General features: G+C 74.9%; 12 protein-coding genes. 5 read left to right on the plus strand and 7 right to left on the minus strand.

Annotation, left to right across the window (positions count from 1 at the left end):
- Together H505_RS0127515 and selA are read right to left on the minus strand one after the other, a co-directional pair.
- The coding region (locus H505_RS0127515; protein WP_026404557.1) for a GTP-binding protein at positions 1–1,149 on the minus strand (1,149 nt) is incomplete at its 3' end.
- A complete protein-coding gene (gene selA / locus H505_RS44655; protein ID WP_034520117.1) occupies positions 1,149–2,450 on the minus strand; it encodes an L-seryl-tRNA(Sec) selenium transferase in 1,302 nt (433 codons plus the stop codon). The genes selA and H505_RS0127515, both read right to left, overlap by 1 nt.
- A gap of 239 nt (positions 2,451–2,689) precedes the next feature.
- Between selA and H505_RS0127525 the strand changes: the two genes are divergently transcribed.
- Entirely contained in the window at positions 2,690–3,922 is a 1,233-nt protein-coding gene (locus H505_RS0127525; protein ID WP_051301230.1) for a PucR-like N-terminal domain-containing protein, read from the plus strand.
- A 44-nt stretch (positions 3,923–3,966) separates the two neighbouring features.
- Here H505_RS0127525 and H505_RS0127530 read toward each other — a convergent pair whose 3' ends face one another.
- From H505_RS0127530 to H505_RS0127540, 3 genes are all read right to left on the minus strand, one after another.
- Positions 3,967–5,712: a fatty acyl-AMP ligase gene (locus H505_RS0127530; RefSeq protein ID WP_026404559.1), complete on the minus strand. Its 1,746-nt coding sequence runs from the start codon at positions 5,710–5,712 to the stop codon at positions 3,967–3,969.
- Positions 5,713–5,794: 82 nt separating this feature from the next.
- Positions 5,795–6,742 carry an acyl-CoA desaturase gene (locus H505_RS0127535; protein ID WP_026404560.1) on the minus strand — a complete coding sequence of 316 codons (948 nt, stop codon included), beginning with the start codon at positions 6,740–6,742 and terminating at the stop codon, positions 5,795–5,797.
- A gap of 77 nt (positions 6,743–6,819) precedes the next feature.
- Positions 6,820–8,094 carry a lipase family protein gene (locus tag H505_RS0127540; RefSeq protein WP_026404561.1) on the minus strand — a complete coding sequence of 425 codons (1,275 nt, stop codon included), beginning with the start codon at positions 8,092–8,094 and terminating at the stop codon, positions 6,820–6,822.
- Between the two features lie 186 nt (positions 8,095–8,280).
- Between H505_RS0127540 and H505_RS0127545 the strand changes: the two genes are divergently transcribed.
- Positions 8,281–9,441: an MFS transporter gene (locus H505_RS0127545; RefSeq protein ID WP_051301231.1), complete on the plus strand. Its 1,161-nt coding sequence runs from the start codon at positions 8,281–8,283 to the stop codon at positions 9,439–9,441.
- Here the strand turns inward: H505_RS0127545 and H505_RS0127550 are convergent, their stop codons facing one another.
- Positions 9,442–10,245 carry a helix-turn-helix domain-containing protein gene (locus tag H505_RS0127550; RefSeq protein ID WP_125614684.1) on the minus strand — a complete coding sequence of 268 codons (804 nt, stop codon included), beginning with the start codon at positions 10,243–10,245 and terminating at the stop codon, positions 9,442–9,444.
- A 101-nt stretch (positions 10,246–10,346) separates the two neighbouring features.
- Here H505_RS0127550 and H505_RS0127555 point away from each other — a divergent pair, with 101 nt between their 5' ends.
- Complete coding sequence (locus H505_RS0127555) at positions 10,347–11,798, plus strand: carbon-nitrogen hydrolase family protein (RefSeq protein WP_157433146.1); 1,452 nt, start codon at positions 10,347–10,349, stop codon at positions 11,796–11,798.
- 78 nt (positions 11,799–11,876) lie between these two features.
- Here H505_RS0127555 and H505_RS48115 read toward each other — a convergent pair whose 3' ends face one another.
- Positions 11,877–12,689: an IPT/TIG domain-containing protein gene (locus H505_RS48115; RefSeq protein WP_051301232.1), complete on the minus strand. Its 813-nt coding sequence runs from the start codon at positions 12,687–12,689 to the stop codon at positions 11,877–11,879.
- A 185-nt stretch (positions 12,690–12,874) separates the two neighbouring features.
- On the opposite strand from H505_RS48115, the gene H505_RS0127565 reads away from it, so the two are divergent.
- Together H505_RS0127565 and H505_RS0127570 are read left to right on the plus strand one after the other, a co-directional pair.
- Positions 12,875–13,198: a hypothetical protein gene (locus tag H505_RS0127565; protein ID WP_026404565.1), complete on the plus strand. Its 324-nt coding sequence runs from the start codon at positions 12,875–12,877 to the stop codon at positions 13,196–13,198.
- A 63-nt stretch (positions 13,199–13,261) separates the two neighbouring features.
- On the plus strand, positions 13,262–14,239 hold the full coding sequence (locus H505_RS0127570) for an LLM class flavin-dependent oxidoreductase (RefSeq protein ID WP_233617417.1): 978 nt from the start codon (positions 13,262–13,264) through the stop codon (positions 14,237–14,239).
- Positions 14,240–14,241: the final 2 nt, after the last annotated feature.

Below are 14,241 nucleotides of genomic sequence, written 5' to 3' on the forward strand. Positions count from 1 at the left end.
GGCGACCAGGTCCGCGCGCCGCACCAGCCCGCGGCGGCGCAGTTCGGCGGCGGCGTCCGGCCGTCCGGTGAGCCCGTCCAGTTCCCGGGCGCGGGCGGCGGCCGCGCCGCGCCGCGCGAACGGGGGCGGGCGGACGTCCAGGACCGTGATCCCGGCCGCGACCCGGTGCCGCCCGGGGTCGCGCAGCAGCGCGGTGTCGCCGACGCGCAGCGGCAGCGCCCGCCGCAGTTTCAGCCGCGCGGTGTCGGCGCCGAGCGGCCGGACGTGCACCGGCACGGCCGCCGATCCGGCGTGCAGTGTGAGCCGGGACGGCAGGTCGGCGGCCGGGTCGCCGCGCAGCCGCACGTCGACGACGTCCGCGGTGAGCCACCGGTCCGGGGCGAGCAGCGCCTCGCCGCGCCCGATCGCGCCGCCGCCGTGCAGGTTGACGGCGACGCGCGCGACGGCGCCGACCTCGCCCCGGTCCTCCTTGAGGGTCTGCAGGCCCCGCACCCGGAACGTGCCGCCGCCGGGCGCGGCGAGCCGGTCGCCGACGCGGATCGTCCCGGCGCCGAGGGTGCCGGTCACGACCGTCCCCCGGCCGCGCACGGTGAACACCCGGTCGGTCCACAGCCGCACGTCGGCGTCCCGGTCGGGCGCCGGGAGTCCCGCGGCGAGGCGGCCGAGCGCGGCCCGCAGCGCGTCCAGCCCGGCGCCGGTGGCGCCGCTGACCTCGACGGCCTCGACCCGCCCGAGGGACGTCGCGGCGACGCGGGCGAGCGCGTCCTCGCGGGTGCGCCGGACGGTCGCGGCGTCGGCGAGGTCGCAGCGGGTGACGGCGAGCAGCGCGTGCCGCACGCCGAGCGCGTCCAGCACGGCGAGGTGCTCGGCCGACTGCCGTTGCCAGCCCTGGTCGGCGGCGACGACGAACAGCACCGCCGGCACCGGCCCGACGCCCGCGAGCATGGTCGTGACGAGCCGCTCGTGCCCCGGCACGTCGACGAACGCGATCGCGGCGCCGTCCGGCGCCTCCGTCCACACGAACCCCAGCTCGATCGTCAGGCCGCGGCGCCGCTCCTCCTCGAGCCGGTCGGGCTCCATGCCGGTGAGCGCCCGCAGCAGCGTCGACTTCCCGTGGTCGACGTGCCCCGCGGTGGCGACGACGTGCATCAGCGGGCCGCCTCCCGGACGGCGCGGGCGAGGGCGGCGTCGTCCTCCGGCGGGACGGCGCGCAGGTCGAGCAGGCAGCGGCCGTTCTCGACGCGGCCCATCACCGCCGGGTCGCCGCGGCGCAGGAGGGCGGCGCAGGGCGCGGGCAGGGACACGGCGGCGCTGGGGAGCGCGACGCCGGGCGCGCCGCCGCCGCCGACCGCGGCCTCGCTGGCGACGGCGGCGGCGTCGATTCCGTGCTCGGTCAGTTCCGCGGCGAGCTTCTCGGCGCGTTCGCGCAGCTCGGACGGGTCCGCGTGCAGGGCCCGCGCGGTGGGGGCGGCGGGGCCGCGCAGGGTGGCCTCGAGCGCCGCGAGGGTCATCTTGCCGACGCGCAGCGCGCGGGCGAGGGGGTGCCGGGCGAGCGTGCGGACGAGGTCCGCGCGGCCGAGGACGATGCCGCACTGCGGGCCGCCGAGGAGCTTGTCGCCGCTCGCGGTGACGAGGCCCGCGCCCGCGGCGAGGGCCGTCTGCGCGTCCGGTTCGTCCGGGAGGAGGGGTTCGGGGGCGAGCAGCCCGGAGCCGATGTCGGCGACGACGGGCACGCCGAGGCCGGCCAGCTCGGCGATGCCGGCCGCGCGGGTGAAGCCGGTGATCCGGAAGTTCGACGGGTGGATCTTGAGGATGAAGCCGGTGCCGGGGCCGACGGCCCGCGCGTAGTCGTCCGGGGACGTGCGGTTCGTGGTGCCGACCTCGCGGAGCCGGGCGCCGGTCGCGGCGAGGAGGTCGGGGATGCGGAAGCCGTCGCCGATCTCGACCAGCTCGCCGCGGCTGACGATGATCTCGCGGGTGCCGGCGAGGGCGGTGGCGGCGAGGACGAGCGCGGCGGCGCCGTTGCCGACGACGTGCGCGGCCTCGGCGGCGGGCACGCGCCCGGCCAGCGCGTCGAGCGCGCCGCGGCCGCGGCGGGCGCGGGCGCCGGTGGCGAGGTCGAGTTCGACGTCGGTGACGCCGGAGGCGGCGGCGACGGCGTCCCGGGCGGCCCGCGAGAGGGGCGCGCGGCCGAGGTTGGTGTGCAGCAGCACGCCGGTCGCGTTGATCACCGGGCGGAGCGCGGACGCGGTCGGCGGCAGCGCCGCGGCGGCCTCGTCGGCGACCGCGGCGGGCGGGATCTCGCCCGCGCGGGCGCGCGCCTGGGCGGCGGCGACCGCCTCTTTCACGGGTCCGCGGCCGAGGCGCCGGGCGGCCTCGGCGAGCCGCGGGTCGGCGAGCACGGCGTCCGTCCGGGGGACGCGCCGCCGCCCGTCCTGGTCGTGCCGCATACAGGGGTCCTCCTTCACCGGCCGGTGCTCTACCCGCGATCTTGACCGGCAAACGGCACCGGATATGCCGCCACTTTCTGTGCAATCCACCCAAAAATGGGCGGTGGCGGGTTTCCGTGCCGTGAAAAACGCTCGCCCCGGGAGCAAAGCGCGGCGAGTGTTGTCATCGCGGTGAGTGTCGCGCGCGACACGCTCTGCCTAGCCTGGCGGCCCGGGTTTGTGCTCACGGAGGTGCCCCTGTGACCGAGCTAGCCGACCGACCCGCCGCCGACGATCTGTCGGACCAGCCCTGGCGCGACATCCCCCGCGAGGAGGCCGACTGGATCCGCCCCCACCTGCCCGCGCTGGGCGACGCGATGGTCGAGGGCGTCCTGCGGCACGTCCCCGAGTACGCGCGCCTCGAAGACCCCGTCTACGTGGAGGTCGTCCGAAAGACGATCGCGCGGGGCATGGAGCATTTCGTGCGGCTCATCGCCGACCCCGACGCGTCGTGGAAGGAGCTGCACCAGCTCTATTTCGACATCGGCTACGGCGAGGCCGTGGAAGGGCGCGGGCTGGAGCACTTCCAGAACGCGCTGCGGGTCGCGTCGCGGACGGCCTGGCGGTACCTGGCGCGGGAGGCCGACCGGCTGAAGAAGCACCGGGACCTCGCCATCCGGCTGACCGAGGCGAACTTCGCGTACCTCGACCTGCTCGCGTCCGCCGCCGCCCAGGGGTACGCGCGGGCGCGGGAGAAGGCGGCGGGCGAGCGGGAGCAGCGGCGGGCGCGGCTGCTGGGGCTGCTGCTGTCGGACCCGCCCGCCCCGCGCGACGTGCTCGTCGAGCAGGCCGCCCTGGCCGGCTGGCCGCTGCCCGAGCGGATCGCGGTGATCGTCCTCGACACCCGTCCCGGCCACGGCGGCGAGGGCCCGCGCGGGCTGCCGCCCGCCCTGCTGTCCGGGCTGGACCGGGGCCGCACCTGCCTGGTGGTGCCCGACCCGGACCGGCCCGGCGGCATCGACCGGCTCACCGCGCCGCTGCGGGACTGGACGGGCGCGGCGGGGCCCTCGGTGCCGCTCGAGCAGGCCGGGGTGTCGCTGCACTGGGCGCACCGGACGCTCGACCTCGCCCCGGACTGCCCGAAGGCCCGGGGCGGCGGCCTGCTGCACGCCGACCGGCACCTGCCGGAACTGCTGCTGCAGGAGGGCCGGACGCTCGCCGAGGCGGCCGCCCGGCGCCGCCTCGCGCCGCTCGCCGACGCCGGGCCGCACCGCGGCGCCCGGCTCGCGCGGACCCTCCTCGAATGCCTCAAGCACGGGTTCAACGCGACCGACGCCGCGGACGCCCTGCGCGTGCACCCCCAGACCGTCCGGTACCGGATGGCGCAGCTCCACGAGATGTTCGACTTCGACATCGAGGACCCGGAGCTGCGCCTGGAGCTGATGCTCCTGCTCCCCGTCTGGCTGCTGGACGCCGACGGGGAGCGGCCCTGAGCGGACGTGCGGGACGGGTCAGCCGGTCTCCTCAGCCGGCCTCCTCAGCCGGCCTCCGTGCGCGGCAGCGCCCCCTCCAGGTACGCCCGCCGGCACGCGGCGCGGGCGATCTTGCCGCTGCTGGTGCGGAGCAGCCCGCCCGGCTCGATCAGGACGAAGTCGTGCACCCGCAGGTCGTGGTCCCTCTTCACGGCCGCCCGGACGGCCCGCCCGACCTCCTCGGCGTCCAGCAGGGCGATCGGGACCCGCCGGTTCCGCTCGGCGATCACCACGAGGCCCTCGGTGTCGCCGGTGTCGACCGCGACCGCGCACGTGTACTCGCTCCGGATCGCCTTGTGCGCGTTCGACACCGTGTACTCGACGTCCTGCGGGTAGTGGTTGCGGCCGTCGACGATGACGAGGTCCTTGATGCGGCCGGTGACGTACAGCTCGCCGCCGTGCCGGACGCCGAGGTCCCCGGTCCGCAGCCACGGGCCGCGCGGCACGTCCCCGACCGTGCCCGACAGCTCCGCCTGGAACGTCTCCCTCGTCGCCTCGGGACGCCCCCAGTAGCCTGCGGCGACGTTCGGTCCGTGCACCCAGATCTCGCCGACCGTCCCGTCCGGCTGCCGCACGCCGGTCTCGGGGTCCGCGATCACCACGAGCTGGCCGTAGGACGTGCCGCAGGCGAGCAGCTGGATCGCACCGGCCGCGTCCGCGGCGCACGGGTCGGCGGTGCCCCTGCGCAGCGCCTCGTGGTCGAACGCGGTGCGCGTCGGCTCCTGGAACCTGGACGACGCCGACACGTACACGGTCGCCTCCGCGAGGCCGTAGGCGCACACCTGCGCCTCCTTGCGCAGCCCGCAGCCCTTGAACGCCTCGTAGAAGCCGGTGAGGGTGCTCTCCCGGATCGGCTCCGCGCCGTTCATGAACACCTGCACGCCGCTGAGGTCCAGCGACGCCTTCTCCTCCTCGGTGACCTGCGCGGTGAGGTACTCGTAGGCGAAGTTGGGGCCGCCGGTGAACGCGTGGTCCTGCCCGCTCAGCAGCTCCAGCCAGCGGACCGGCCGCATGATGAACGCGACCGGGTCCATGATCACGCCCGGGTTCCCGTACACCAGCGGCAGCGCGACCGTCGTCACCAGGCCCATGTCGTGGAACACCGGGAGCCAGTTCACGCCGGTCGACTCGCGCGGGACGCCCTCGAACGCGCGCCACAGCTGCTCGGCGTTCGTCGCGAAGTTCCCGTGCGTGATGATCACCCCGGCCGGGGTGCGGGTCGAGCCGGACGTGTACTGCAGGTAGGCGACGTCGTCGGGGTCGATCGGCTCGGGCGTCCAGTCGGGCGACGCGTCGATCTCGTCGGCGACGACGATCTCCGCGGGGCGCACGCCGTCGCCGTCCAGGAACGTCCGGACGGCCGGCAGCGCGGCGCTCGTGGTGACGACGACGTCGGGCTCGGCGTCGGCGTAGACGGCGCGGAGCCGGTCGCCGTGGCCGGGCAGGTCCGGGGAGAACAGCGGGACGCCGATGACCCGCGCGTACATCGCGCCGAGGAACCCGGCGACGTAGTGGTGGTCCTGCGGGGCGAGGAGGGCGACGCGGCGTCCGGGCTCGGCGGCGCGGCGGATCGCGGCGGCGAGCGCGCGCGCCCGCCGGTCGAGCTCGCCCCAGGTGAGGTCGGTGGCGACGCCGTCCGGGTCGGACATGTAGTCCATGAACGTGTAGGCGCGGTCGTCGGGGAAGTCCTTGGCGAACCGGGCGAGCCGCTCGATCAGCGGCGTCCGGTCGAGGGCGGGAAGGTCGCTCATGGTGGGCTCCTGGGGTCACGGGGAACGCGGATTCACGGGGAGACGCTGTGCGGGGGACGCACGGTCACGGGGGCACGCGCGGTCACGGGGAGACGCGGCGGGCGGCGAGGCGCTCCTGGTCGGGCCAGCGGACGTCCCAGACCCAGCCGAGCCGCTCGAAGACCCAGATCACGCGGGCGCTGATGTCGATCTGGCCCTTCAGCACGCCGTGCCGCGCGCACGTCGGGTCGGCGTGGTGCAGGTTGTGCCAGGACTCGCCGAACGACGGGATCGCCAGCCACCACACGTTGCGGGCCTTGTCGCGGGTCTTGAAGTCCGTCCTGCCGAACACGTGGCAGATGGAGTTGATGGAGAAGGTGATGTGGTCGCCGGCGAACACGCGCAGCAGCCCGGCCCAGAACGTCGCCGTGACCGCGCCGTGCCACGACCAGGTGAGAAGCCCCCCGAGCGCGAACGGCACCGCGAACGTCGACAGCACGATGAGCGCGTACACGGGGTCGAGCGACAGGAACCGGATGTCCTTGTCTTTCAGCAGGTCGGGGCAGTATTTGCTGCGGGACGTCCGGTCCTTGCTGAACAGCCAGCCCATGTGCGCGTGGTAGAGGCCCTTGGTGAGCCCCCACACGCCCGGCCCGTACAGCCACGGCGAATGCGGGTCGCCCTCCCGGTCGGCGTACTTGTGGTGGCGCCGGTGGTCGGCGACCCACCGGACCACCGACCCCTGCATCGCCTGCCCGCCCAGGATCGCGAGCGCGATCCGCAGCCACCGCTTCGCCTTGAACCCGCCGTGCGTGAAGTGCCGGTGGTACCCGACCGTCACGCCGATCGCGTTCAGCGGGTAGAGGAAGGCGAAGATCGCGACGTCCGTCCAGCCGATGCCCCAGCCCCACAGGAACGGGATCGCGCCCAGGACCCCGGCGATCGGCCCGATCACGAACACCGCGATCGCGATCCGCTCCGGCCACGGGACCGTTCCGGACAGGTCCGGCTGCGGGGTTCTGCTTCCGGCTTCGGCGACATCCGCTGTCATCTCGATGCTCTCCTTGAACTGGATGGATCCCCGGAGACCGGGCCGCGGTCCGTCCGGCGGCCCGGCCTCCGGGACGATCAGCAGTCGCCCTCGGCGGGCTTGCCCTCGAAGCGGTCGTCCAGGAAGTTCGTCACGTCCCCGGCGGCGCCCCAATCGGTCGTCAGGTGCTCGGTCGGGTAGGTGTTCTTCCAGGTCGTGTTGACGCCGGCGGCGCAGTAGCGCCGCCGCGTGGCGTCCTCCGTCTCGTGCGGGATGATCTCTTCGAACCGGCCGCGGTACTGGAACACCGGGAAGCCGATCTCGTACCGGGCGCCCGAGCCGGGCCCGCCGATGTCCTCGCCGAGCCGCTGCCGGTCGACGATCTCGCCCCACGTCGTCCCGCCGGGGCCGCGCAGCGCGTAGATCTCGTCGAGCGACAGGCCGTCGGTGGTGAAGTCCTCGACCCGCGCGCCCAGGAACACCGCGAGCGTCCCGAACAGGCAGTGGGACCCGACGTCCCGGACCGCCTTCTCGCCCTTCTCGTTCATCAGCCCGGTGAACGGCATCTGCGGGTACGCGGCGTTCAGGCCGACGAGCGCGTCCGCGAGGAACCCGGCGAACAGGCTCCCGTTCAGCGCCTTCGCGGTCACCTTCAGGTCGCCGGGGACGCCGCCGGCGGCGGCGCCCGCGACGTCCAGCTCGGGCGCGTAGGACGACGCGAGCTGCGCGGCCCACAGCGACGCGGCCCCGCCCTCGGAGTAGCCGGAGATGCCGACCTTCCCGTCGGCCGGCGGCCCGCCGGGGATCCGCCGCGACGCCCGCACGATGTCCAGCAGCGCGTGCCCGGCGTTCGCGCCGACCATGTACGTGTGGACCTGCCCGTCGAGGTAGCCGACGCCGTCCGTCGCGGCGACCGCGTGCCCCTCCTTGAGGAACAGCGCGAGGTTCCCGCCCTCGTACATGTCGACGTACCGGCCCGCGAGCTGCTTGGAGAACGCGCACTGCGGCCCGGAGCCGAGGGTGCCGGGGTTGAACGCGACCGTCGGACGCGGACCGCCCTTCGTCCACTCGGCCTTGGGCACCGCGATCGTCCCGGTGACGACGTTCCTGCTCCCCTCGGCGTCCGTCGAGACGTAGCGGACCTTCCACGCCTTCATCGGGATGTCGCCGGGGATGTTCGTCAGCACCGCCTCCCGGCACGCGAGCAGGTCGCCCGCGTTCCCCTGGACGGCCGCGGGCGGTGCGGCGTAGATCTCCTCGTCGGTGGCGGTGCACCCGGCCGGCGCGGCGGCGGCGGGCACCGCGGCCGCGCCGGGCACCGCCGTCGCGGCCGCGCCGAGCACCGCCGCGGCGAACAGGGTCCGTAGTCGCATCCTCGCTCCAGGGGGTGGGCCGGGAAGACGGATGCAGCCGACTGTGTCCCACGCGGCGCGCGAGGAAAATGAAGTCCTCTCATATGGTCGGGCGCCGCTCTTAGCAACGGACTCAACAAACCGGGAGCGCTCCCCCGCGACACCCGGCGGCGACTCCGGTCTCCCGGGTCTTCTAACGTCGGTGTAATGAGCGAAGCCCTCCGACACTCCGATACCACCTCCGACCGGCGCCCCCGGCTGGTCGGTCGGCACCTGGCGCTGGTGTTCGCGGCCACGCTGACCTCCCTCACCGGCTTCTTCCTGCTGATGTCGGTCGTGCCGATGTACGCGCGGGCCGGCGGCGCGGGCGAGGTCGGCGCGGGGCTGGCGACCGGGACGCTGATGCTGACGACGGTGCTCGCCGAGCTGGTGCTGCCCCGGCTGATCCGGCGGTTCGGGCACCGGGCGGTGCTCGCGGTCGGGCTGGTGCTGCTCGGGGCGCCGCCGCTGGTGCTGCCCGCCTCGGACGGCATGCCGCTGATCGTCGCGGTGAGCCTGGTGCGGGGGCTCGGCTTCGCGGTCGCGGTGGTGGTGACGGGCGCGATGGCGGCGGCGCTCGTCCCGCCGGAGCGGCGCGGCGAGGGCCTCGGGCTGTACGGGATCATGACGGGCGTGCCGTCGGTGCTGGCGCTGCCGCTCGGGGTGTGGCTCGCGGACCGGATCGGGTACGCGCCGGTGTTCGCCGCGGGCGCGGTGCTCTCGCTGGCCGCGCTGGCCGTGCTGCCCGGCCTTCCTGGCCGGACGGGGACGGGCGGGGCGGACGAACCCGCGTTCGGCATCGCGGCCGGGCTGCGCTCGGCGGTGCTGGTGCTCCCCGCGCTCGCGTTCGGCGCGACGTCGATGGCGTCGGGCGTCCTCGTCACGTTCCTGCCCGCGGTCACCGGCCTCGCGGCGGGGGCGCTCTTGGTGCAGGCGGGCACGACGGTGTTGGCCCGCTGGTGGGCCGGGCGCGCCGGGGACCGGCACGGGGCCGGGCGGCTGCTCGCGCCGGCGGTCGCGCTCGCCGGGGCGGGCATCGCGCTGCTGGTGCTCGCGCCGCACCCGGCCGCGGTGTTCGCCGCCATGATGCTGTTCGGCGCCGGGTTCGGCGTGGCGCAGAACGCGAGCCTGGCGATGATGTACGAGCGGGTGCCGCTGTCGGGTTACGGGACGGTGAGCGCCATCTGGAACATCGGCTTCGACGGGGGCATGGGCGTCGGTGGCGCGGCGTTCGGGGTCGCCGCCGACCGGGCGGGCCACGAAGCCGCGTTCGCCATGACCGCCGTGCTGATCTTCCTGGCGCTGCCGCTGGCGCGGCGGCGCCGCTGATCAGCCGCGGCGGGGCCGTTCGCGCGACGGCGCCGGCCGGCCGGGGGCGGGCCGGTCGGGGCCCGGCTGGTCGGGGCCCGGCTCGCGGCGGCGCTCGTGCAGGTCGGGGTCGGACGCGCGGACGACCGGGCGCTCGGCGCGCGGGGTCTCGGCGCGGGGCTCGTCGGGCTCCTCGGGCAGGAGGCCGGACGTCTCGAGGTACTCGCGCCCGCGCGGGGTGATCTCCCAGGAGTTGCGGCGCCACTCCTTGCGCTTCCAGACGACGCCGGCCGACAGCAGCCGGCGGCCGACGCGGCTGATCTCGGTCTCGTCGGTGCCGAGCTCGGCGGCGAGCTGCTGGTTGGACATGCCGCGGCGGCGGCAGACGGCGACGAGGAAGCGGGCCGCGTGCCCGTCGGGCTGCAGGGCGAGCTGCAGGCCGGACGGCAGCCGGCGCAGCGCCCAGTGCACGACGTCGATCATGCCGAGGATGCGGCCGCGCTGCTCGCGCTGCGCGCCGTCGAGCGCGTCGACGTCGAGATAGTGCCGGTGCAGCCACTGCAGACCGTCTTGCACCTCGACGAGCGCGGGCTCGTCGGCGGTGAGCGACGCGTCGGTGATCAGCATGCCGAGCGCGCTGAAGTGCCCGTCGCTGATGACCTTGGCGTGCTCCATGGTCTCGATGAGTCGCCGAACCTCGTTGCGGCGGTCGCGCGCGCGACCGGCCGGCGGGGAGGTCGGCTCTGCCCTCAGGTTCACGGCTGCTCCCGGGTCGACGAAGTGGCCGTACCCCTCAAGGGTGAGCCCGTGCCAAGTGATTGTCAAGTGAAGAGTGTATCCGATGCCACGGAAGGAGGGTGCCCCTCCGGTTAGCATCGAGTTACCGCCAGATGTCGCCGCTCGTTGATTTCCCCCGGAGGGTGCTCATGCAGGATCAGTTGGGGGCTCCCGCCTACCCGGCCGCACCAGCTGATCTCTTCGTCAGGCTCTACGACTCGGTGTCCGACGACGTTTTCGAGGATTGGACGGCCACCCGCTGGTACGACGATCCCGAGGTGCGGGCCGCGGCGGAGGCCGTCGCCGAGACCGTCCTCGAGGACGGGGGGCTCGACCCGGACGAGACCGCGCGGATCGTCCGCGAGCAGGGCGACCGCGGACGGTTCGCGCTGCTGCTCGGGCTGGACGCCGCGCTCGCGCACGCCAGCCCGTACTCGCCGTACTACGACGCGCCCGCGCTCGCCGGGACGCTCGTGACCTACCTGACCGAGGGGCGGTTCAACGGGCCGGAGACGGAGGGCGCGCTGCTCCCCCGCTGCGCCTTTCCCGGACGGCCGCGCGGGCGGCGCACGAAAGCCGAGTTCTTCGGCGTGCACCGCGTCCCGAAGGCCGAGTGGGACCGGATCGACCACACGATCCTGCCGTCGGTGCACGACCCGCACTTCAGCCGGGACGAACCGGTCGCCGTGGGCTGCGCCCCGGTGCTGGAGACGTTCGACGACGTGGAGATCGCGTTCGAGGAGAAGCACGGGATGACCGTGTACCGGCTGCGCCCGATGGACACCGCCGGGATCCGCAGCCGGATCAAGACGATCATCCGGCGGCTGGACGAGTCGGGCGCGCGGCTCGCGGTGATGCCGGAGTCGTCGCTGTCGGACTCGCTGCTGGAGCACTGGAAGGAGGTCGCGTTCGACACGGCCGGGCGCGACCGGGAGCGGCATCCGCTGCGGTTCCTGCTGGTCGGCACCGGCCCGCTCGGCGACGAGGACCCGCCGCCGAACCGGGCGGTGCTGATCGACCGGTGGACCGGCCGGGAACTGCTCGTCCAGGACAAGCTGTCCGGGTTCACGCTGGACGCGGCGCAGATGCGGCTGTGGCGGCTGCCGGACGCGCCGGCGGACGGGACGGCCGACGAGTACTCGCGGCCGGGGTCGCGGATCAGCGTGCTCGACTCGTCGCTCGGCCGGCTGGCGGTGCTGATCTGCGAGGACCTCGGCCGCTCGATCGGGTGGGAGCGGGAGCTGCTGTCCTGCGGCGTCTCGCACCTGCTCGTGCCGATCTTCTCCAAGCCGATCCTGCCGTTCCGGTGGGAGCAGCAGGGCGCCGAGCGGCAGGTCATCGGCCTCGGCACCTGGGTGACGGTGGCGAACAGCCTCGCGGTCGGCGACGCGATCCCGGACGAGGAGATGCCCGGCCCCCGGTACACGTGCCTGGTGGCGGGCCCGGCGAGCCTCGACCGCTCCGCCTACGCGACCGAGCTCCAGTTCGGCGCGGCCGGGACGGGCGCCGAGCTGGGGCGGCTGCGCACGTCGGCGCTGCCCCGGGTGCTGCCGGGCGCCGCGTACGACGCGTGGCACGGCCACTGGCCGGACGGGAAGTGACCGCGCGGAACCCGGGCGAACGGAACCCGGGCGAACGGGGCGCGGACGAGCGGGGCGCGGGCGTCCGGGCCGCGGGCGTCACTCGACGGTGAACGGGGCCACGGCCGGGCCGGACGGGGTGAGGATCGTCAGCGGCCCGGTCGCCCCGGGCGGGACGGTCGTGCGGACGCGCGTGTCCGTGACGTCGGCGACCGGCGCCTCGGCGGCGCCGAACCGCGCCGCCGAGGCCGACGCGAGGCCCGTCCCGTGCACGGTGACGGACGCGCCGACGGGGGCGGACGCGGGCTCCACCGAGGCGATCGCGGGCCCCAGGGCCTGGTCGCGGCCCGCCGGGGCGGGCGCGAGCAGGGCCGCGAACACGCCGCGCAGCTTCTCGGCGGTCTCCCGGGAGAACAGCCCGACGAGCGCGGCGATCGCGGTGACGCCGTAGGGGTTGATGTCGGTCGCGGCGCCGGTGGGCGACGTCAGCCCGCCGCGCAGCACGAGGTAGACGACGAGCCCGAGCAGCGCCCCGACGAGCGGGAGCGTCAGGTACATCATCAGCCAGCTCCGGCGGAGGGCGCGGTTGCCGACGTACCAGTACAGCGAGCGGAGCGCGTGGACGACCGCGCCGAGCGCCCCGGCGGCCAGCACGACGACGAACAGGCACGTCTCCCGGGACACGCGGGGCGACCAGCCGAACAGGTGCACGGTCGTGTCGCGCGCGGGGAGCTGCGTCCGTCCGTCCGGGGAGACCTCCGGGGCGGGGGGCCACACCTGCACGAGGACGACCAGGAGCGCGGCCGTGAGCAGGAGCAGGGCGGCCGACGCGGCGACGATGTCGCGGGTGCGGGCGTACCGGGCGCCGGACGACGACTCCGACGACGCGGACTCGGACGACGACTGGGCCACGTGGCTCCTTTCCGCCGGGGGGCTCGGCGGCATATCGCGCGGGGGGAGATCGGCGTTTCGCCCCGCCTGGCACACCGGTCCCAGCACTTCGCGGGCGGACGGATCGGACGGGTCCGGCCCCTTTCCCGTCTCGCATTCCGGACGTACGATTCCCGAACCGCTTTCTAGTGACGGGAACGCGCGCCATGACAGCAGCAGCTCCCCACCCGGCAGTCCCCCACCCCGCGACCCCCTCCTCGGCGGCTTCCCGCCGCGCGTTCGGCATCGGCCCCGACGGCACGTACACCCGCCTCGGGCAGACGGTCGCCTTCGTCCTCGGCCTCCTGACGATGGTCGCGTTCTTCCCCTGCCTCTTCGTCTCCGCGCTCCTGTACGCCCGGGCCGAAGAACGGTTCGCGGACGATCCCGAGCGCGCCCGCACGCTCGTGAACTGGTCGTGGATCGGCATCACGGTGCCCGTGGCCGCCGGCGCGGCGGCCGCGGCCATCGTGGCGGCCGTCACGGCCTGAGCGGTGGCCTAAGCGGGAAGACCGCGCCGTCCGCGCGGGTTGTCACTGTTCATGACCGTCCGTTTGTCTGTTCTCGATCTGGCCCCCGTCGTCAGCGGCTCCACGTCCGCGGAGGCGCTGCGCAACACCCTGGACCTGGCCCGGCGCGCCGAGCGGCTCGGCTACCACCGGTACTGGCTCGCCGAGCACCACGCGATGCCGGGCATCGCCAGCTCGGCGACGGCGGTGCTGATCGGGCAGGTCGCGGCGGCGACGTCGGCGATGCGCGTCGGGTCGGGCGGCATCATGCTGCCGAACCACGCCCCGATGGTGGTGGCGGAGCAGTTCGGCACCCTGGAGGCCCTCTTCCCCGGCCGCATCGACCTCGGCCTCGGCCGCGCCCCCGGCACCGACCAGGCCACCGCGCGCGCCCTGCGCCGCTCCCCCGACTCGCTGTCGGTGGACGACTTCCCCGAGCAGGTCATCGAGCTGCGGAACTACTTCGACGCCAAGAGCACGGTGACGCCGGCGGCCGGGAACGAGCCGCCCATCTGGCTGCTGGGGTCCAGCGGCTACAGCGCGAAGCTCGCGGGCCTGCTGGGGCTGCCGTTCGCGTTCGCGCACCACTTCAGCGCCGAGAACACGCTGCCCGCGCTGTCCCTGTACCGGGAGTCGTTCCGCCCCGGCGCGCTCCAGGAGCCGTACTCGATGATCGGCGTCGGCGTCACGGCGGCCGAGTCGGACGAGCGGGCCCGCGAGCTCGCGGCGCCGCAGGCGCTGTCGTTCCTCCGCCTGCGGCAGGGGAACCCGGGCCCGCTGCCGAGCCCGGAGGAGACGGCCGCCCACCCGTACACGCCGCTGGAGCGCCAGATCGTCCAGTCCCGGCTCCAGGACCAGGTCATCGGCGGGCCGGACGGCGTCCGGCGGCAGCTGGACGAGCTGATCGCGCGGACGGGCGTGGACGAGGTCATGGTCGTCACGCAGGTGTTCGAGCACGCCGACCGGCTGAAGTCCTACGACATCCTCGCCGAGCTGTACCCGTCGTCGCTCGGACCGCGGTAGCG

Origin of the sequence: Actinomadura rifamycini DSM 43936 (genome assembly GCF_000425065.1) — a bacterium.
Classification (GTDB): domain Bacteria; phylum Actinomycetota; class Actinomycetes; order Streptosporangiales; family Streptosporangiaceae; genus Spirillospora; species Spirillospora rifamycini.

Excerpts from the sequence above, each read along its gene's own strand:
- H505_RS0127540 (WP_026404561.1), bottom strand. The coding sequence starts at position 8,094 with ATGCGACTACGGACCCTGTTCGCCGCGGCGGTGCTCGGCGCGGCCGCG.
- H505_RS0127555 (WP_157433146.1), top strand. The coding sequence starts at position 10,347 with ATGCAGGATCAGTTGGGGGCTCCCGCCTACCCGGCCGCACCAGCTGAT.
- selA (WP_034520117.1), bottom strand. The coding sequence starts at position 2,450 with ATGCGGCACGACCAGGACGGGCGGCGGCGCGTCCCCCGGACGGACGCC.
- H505_RS0127545 (WP_051301231.1), top strand. The coding sequence starts at position 8,281 with ATGAGCGAAGCCCTCCGACACTCCGATACCACCTCCGACCGGCGCCCC.
- H505_RS0127535 (WP_026404560.1), bottom strand. The coding sequence starts at position 6,742 with ATGACAGCGGATGTCGCCGAAGCCGGAAGCAGAACCCCGCAGCCGGAC.
- H505_RS0127530 (WP_026404559.1), bottom strand. The coding sequence starts at position 5,712 with ATGAGCGACCTTCCCGCCCTCGACCGGACGCCGCTGATCGAGCGGCTC.
- H505_RS0127565 (WP_026404565.1), top strand. The coding sequence starts at position 12,875 with ATGACAGCAGCAGCTCCCCACCCGGCAGTCCCCCACCCCGCGACCCCC.